The 5583-nt window shown below is 50.9% G+C and carries 2 tRNA genes and 3 rRNA genes; all 5 read right to left on the bottom strand.

Going from position 1 to position 5583, the window contains the following annotated elements:
- Positions 1-9 precede the first annotated feature (9 nt).
- The 5 genes from rrf to LIY36_RS27450 all read right to left on the bottom strand — a co-directional run bounded on the left by rrf (position 10) and on the right by LIY36_RS27450 (position 5216).
- Positions 10-125 (bottom strand): 5S ribosomal RNA (gene rrf, locus LIY36_RS27470).
- A gap of 149 nt (positions 126-274) precedes the next feature.
- A 23S ribosomal RNA gene (locus LIY36_RS27465) occupies positions 275-3166 on the bottom strand.
- A 247-nt stretch (positions 3167-3413) separates the two neighbouring features.
- Positions 3414-3489, bottom strand: a tRNA-Ala gene (locus LIY36_RS27460).
- Positions 3490-3519: 30 nt separating this feature from the next.
- Positions 3520-3596: transfer RNA gene (locus tag LIY36_RS27455), tRNA-Ile, on the bottom strand.
- A gap of 83 nt (positions 3597-3679) precedes the next feature.
- Positions 3680-5216: ribosomal RNA gene (locus LIY36_RS27450) — 16S ribosomal RNA — on the bottom strand.
- The 16S, 23S and 5S rRNA genes sit together here with 2 tRNA genes alongside, the layout of an rRNA operon.
- Positions 5217-5583 lie beyond the last annotated feature (367 nt).

Genomic DNA, 5583 nt, shown 5'->3' with positions numbered 1-5583 from the left:
GGAATTTAATCTTGACGATGACCTACTCTCACATGGGGAAACCCCACACTACCATCGGCGATGCATCGTTTCACTGCTGAGTTCGGGATGGGATCAGGTGGTTCCAATGCTCTATGGTCGTCAAGAAATTCGGGTACTGATTCGTGGCTTATGCCTCGCTTCAGCAAATTGGGTATGTGATAGCTTTCGGTGTTTTGTGAGCGTCGAACTTTCGGTTCATTTCGTCTTCACACACCGCAATCTGGCCTTTCGACGCAAATTGCTTGGGTGTTATATGGTCAAGCCTCACGGGCAATTAGTATTGGTTAGCTCAACGCCTCACAGCGCTTACACACCCAACCTATCAACGTCGTAGTCTTCGACGGCCCTTCAGGGAACTCAAGGTTCCAGTGAGATCTCATCTTGAGGCTAGTTTCCCGCTTAGATGCTTTCAGCGGTTATCTATTCCGAACATAGCTACCCGGCAATGCCACTGGCGTGACAACCGGAACACCAGAGGTTCGTCCACTCCGGTCCTCTCGTACTAGGAGCAGCCCCTCTCAAATCTCAAACGTCCACGGCAGATAGGGACCGAACTGTCTCACGACGTTCTAAACCCAGCTCGCGTACCACTTTAAATGGCGAACAGCCATACCCTTGGGACCGGCTTCAGCCCCAGGATGTGATGAGCCGACATCGAGGTGCCAAACACCGCCGTCGATATGAACTCTTGGGCGGTATCAGCCTGTTATCCCCGGAGTACCTTTTATCCGTTGAGCGATGGCCCTTCCATACAGAACCACCGGATCACTAAGACCTACTTTCGTACCTGCTCGACGTGTCTGTCTCGCAGTCAAGCGCGCTTTTGCCTTTATACTCTACGACCGATTTCCGACCGGTCTGAGCGCACCTTCGTACTCCTCCGTTACTCTTTAGGAGGAGACCGCCCCAGTCAAACTACCCACCATACACTGTCCTCGATCCGGATAACGGACCTGAGTTAGAACCTCAAAGTTGCCAGGGTGGTATTTCAAGGATGGCTCCACGCGAACTGGCGTCCACGCTTCAAAGCCTCCCACCTATCCTACACAAGCAAATTCAAAGTCCAGTGCAAAGCTATAGTAAAGGTTCACGGGGTCTTTCCGTCTAGCCGCGGATACACTGCATCTTCACAGCGATTTCAATTTCACTGAGTCTCGGGTGGAGACAGCGCCGCCATCGTTACGCCATTCGTGCAGGTCGGAACTTACCCGACAAGGAATTTCGCTACCTTAGGACCGTTATAGTTACGGCCGCCGTTTACCGGGGCTTCGATCAAGAGCTTCGCGTTAGCTAACCCCATCAATTAACCTTCCGGCACCGGGCAGGCGTCACACCCTATACGTCCACTTTCGTGTTTGCAGAGTGCTGTGTTTTTAATAAACAGTCGCAGCGGCCTGGTATCTTCGACCGGCATGAGCTTACGGAGCAAGTCCTTCACCCTCACCGGCGCACCTTCTCCCGAAGTTACGGTGCCATTTTGCCTAGTTCCTTCACCCGAGTTCTCTCAAGCGCCTTGGTATTCTCTACCCAACCACCTGTGTCGGTTTGGGGTACGGTTCCTGGTTACCTGAAGCTTAGAAGCTTTTCTTGGAAGCATGGCATCAACCACTTCGTTAACTAAAAGTTAACTCGTCATCAGCTCTCGGCCTTAAGATCCCGGATTTACCTAAGATCTCAGCCTACCACCTTAAACTTGGACAACCAACGCCAAGCTGGCCTAGCCTTCTCCGTCCCTCCATCGCAATAACCAGAAGTACAGGAATATTAACCTGTTTTCCATCGACTACGCTTTTCAGCCTCGCCTTAGGGACCGACTAACCCTGCGTCGATTAACGTTGCGCAGGAAACCTTGGTCTTTCGGCGTGGGTGTTTTTCACACCCATTGTCGTTACTCATGTCAGCATTCGCACTTCTGATACCTCCAGCAAGCTTCTCAACTCACCTTCACAGGCTTACAGAACGCTCCTCTACCGCATCACTTACGTGATACCCGTAGCTTCGGTGTATGGTTTGAGCCCCGTTACATCTTCCGCGCAGGCCGACTCGACTAGTGAGCTATTACGCTTTCTTTAAAGGGTGGCTGCTTCTAAGCCAACCTCCTAGCTGTCTAAGCCTTCCCACATCGTTTCCCACTTAACCATAACTTTGGGACCTTAGCTGACGGTCTGGGTTGTTTCCCTTTTCACGACGGACGTTAGCACCCGCCGTGTGTCTCCCATGCTCGGCACTTGTAGGTATTCGGAGTTTGCATCGGTTTGGTAAGTCGGGATGACCCCCTAGCCGAAACAGTGCTCTACCCCCTACAGTGATACATGAGGCGCTACCTAAATAGCTTTCGAGGAGAACCAGCTATCTCCGAGCTTGATTAGCCTTTCACTCCGATCCACAGGTCATCCGCTAACTTTTCAACGGTAGTCGGTTCGGTCCTCCAGTTAGTGTTACCCAACCTTCAACCTGCCCATGGATAGATCGCCCGGTTTCGGGTCTATTCCCAGCGACTAGACGCCCTATTAAGACTCGCTTTCGCTACGCCTCCCCTATTCGGTTAAGCTCGCCACTGAAAATAAGTCGCTGACCCATTATACAAAAGGTACGCAGTCACAGAACAAAGTCTGCTCCCACTGCTTGTACGCATACGGTTTCAGGATCTATTTCACTCCCCTCTCCGGGGTTCTTTTCGCCTTTCCCTCACGGTACTAGTTCACTATCGGTCAGTCAGTAGTATTTAGCCTTGGAGGATGGTCCCCCCATATTCAGACAAAGTTTCTCGTGCTCCGTCCTACTCGATTTCATGACTAAGAGATTTTCGCGTACAGGGCTATCACCCACTATGGCCGCACTTTCCAGAGCGTTCCGCTAATCTCAAAGCCACTTAAGGGCTAGTCCCCGTTCGCTCGCCACTACTAAGGGAATCTCGGTTGATTTCTTTTCCTCAGGGTACTTAGATGTTTCAGTTCCCCTGGTTCGCTTCTTGCACCTATGTATTCAGTACAAGATAACCATCTTATGATGGCTGGGTTCCCCCATTCAGACATCTCCGGATCAAAGTCTGTTTGCCGACTCCCCGAAGCTTTTCGCAGGCTACCACGTCTTTCATCGCCTCTGACTGCCAAGGCATCCACCGTATGCGCTTCTTCACTTGACCATATAACCCCAAGCAATCTGGTTATACTGTGAAGACAACATTCGCCGAAAATTCGAATTTCTCAATTAAGAGAACTCACAAATTTTACCTTAGCCTGATCCGTTACCAGTGAAAGTAACGTTCAGTCTATCTTTCTATCACATACCCAAATTTTTAAAGAACGATCTAATCAAAGACTAGAAATCAACATTCACCATCGTCACGATGGAATGCTCATTTCTAAGCTTTCAACAAACAGAAGCAGTAGTGGTGGAGCCAAACGGGATCGAACCGTTGACCTCCTGCGTGCAAGGCAGGCGCTCTCCCAGCTGAGCTATGGCCCCGTATTTCTACAGGCGTTTCCCACACAAAATTGGTGGGTCTGGGCAGATTCGAACTGCCGACCTCACCCTTATCAGGGGTGCGCTCTAACCAACTGAGCTACAGACCCAATTTCGGGCTGCTTCTTTATCGTCTTCTTCAATGAATCAAGCAATTCGTGTGGGAACTTATGGAGCAGCTGATGTCGTCGATTAAGGAGGTGATCCAGCCGCAGGTTCCCCTACGGCTACCTTGTTACGACTTCACCCCAGTCATGAATCACACCGTGGTAACCGTCCTCCCGAAGGTTAGACTAGCTACTTCTGGTGCAACCCACTCCCATGGTGTGACGGGCGGTGTGTACAAGGCCCGGGAACGTATTCACCGCGACATTCTGATTCGCGATTACTAGCGATTCCGACTTCACGCAGTCGAGTTGCAGACTGCGATCCGGACTACGATCGGTTTTATGGGATTAGCTCCACCTCGCGGCTTGGCAACCCTCTGTACCGACCATTGTAGCACGTGTGTAGCCCAGGCCGTAAGGGCCATGATGACTTGACGTCATCCCCACCTTCCTCCGGTTTGTCACCGGCAGTCTCCTTAGAGTGCCCACCATTACGTGCTGGTAACTAAGGACAAGGGTTGCGCTCGTTACGGGACTTAACCCAACATCTCACGACACGAGCTGACGACAGCCATGCAGCACCTGTCTCAATGTTCCCGAAGGCACCAATCCATCTCTGGAAAGTTCATTGGATGTCAAGGCCTGGTAAGGTTCTTCGCGTTGCTTCGAATTAAACCACATGCTCCACCGCTTGTGCGGGCCCCCGTCAATTCATTTGAGTTTTAACCTTGCGGCCGTACTCCCCAGGCGGTCAACTTAATGCGTTAGCTGCGCCACTAAAAGCTCAAGGCTTCCAACGGCTAGTTGACATCGTTTACGGCGTGGACTACCAGGGTATCTAATCCTGTTTGCTCCCCACGCTTTCGCACCTCAGTGTCAGTATTAGTCCAGGTGGTCGCCTTCGCCACTGGTGTTCCTTCCTATATCTACGCATTTCACCGCTACACAGGAAATTCCACCACCCTCTACCATACTCTAGTCAGTCAGTTTTGAATGCAGTTCCCAGGTTGAGCCCGGGGATTTCACATCCAACTTAACAAACCACCTACGCGCGCTTTACGCCCAGTAATTCCGATTAACGCTTGCACCCTCTGTATTACCGCGGCTGCTGGCACAGAGTTAGCCGGTGCTTATTCTGTCGGTAACGTCAAAACAGATACGTATTAGGTAACTGCCCTTCCTCCCAACTTAAAGTGCTTTACAATCCGAAGACCTTCTTCACACACGCGGCATGGCTGGATCAGGCTTTCGCCCATTGTCCAATATTCCCCACTGCTGCCTCCCGTAGGAGTCTGGACCGTGTCTCAGTTCCAGTGTGACTGATCATCCTCTCAGACCAGTTACGGATCGTCGCCTTGGTGAGCCATTACCCCACCAACTAGCTAATCCGACCTAGGCTCATCTGATAGCGCAAGGCCCGAAGGTCCCCTGCTTTCTCCCGTAGGACGTATGCGGTATTAGCGTCCGTTTCCGAACGTTATCCCCCACTACCAGGCAGATTCCTAGGCATTACTCACCCGTCCGCCGCTCTCAAGAGAAGCAAGCTTCTCTCTACCGCTCGACTTGCATGTGTTAGGCCTGCCGCCAGCGTTCAATCTGAGCCATGATCAAACTCTTCAGTTCAAACATCTTTGGGTTTTTAAGAAACCCTAAACTTGGCTCAGCAATCGTTGGTTACATCTTTGATTTCTCGCGGAGTAACTTGTGATGCTGATAATCTTGTTGACTATCAGTCTGACTCCACAAGCACCCACACGAATTGCTTGATTCAGTTGTTAAAGAGCGGTTGGTTAAGATCTTTCGTCTCAACCGAGGCGCGCATTCTACAGCAGCCTCATTTGCTGTCAAGTGATTATTTTCAGAAGCTTTCGAAGATTTCTTCAACAACTTCAACCACTTGCGCTTACGATCTCTCGTTAGCGGGAGGCGAATTCTACAGCGTTACACGCTGCTGTCAACACCTCTTTTTCAACTTCCTGAGCGCTTCGAT

The sequence above is a fragment of the Pseudomonas sp. AF03-9 genome, assembly GCF_020515815.1.
Classification (GTDB): Bacteria; Pseudomonadota; Gammaproteobacteria; order Pseudomonadales; family Pseudomonadaceae; genus Aquipseudomonas.
Note: the sequence above shows the minus strand (reverse complement) of the source record. Positions and strands in the feature narration are given on the sequence as shown.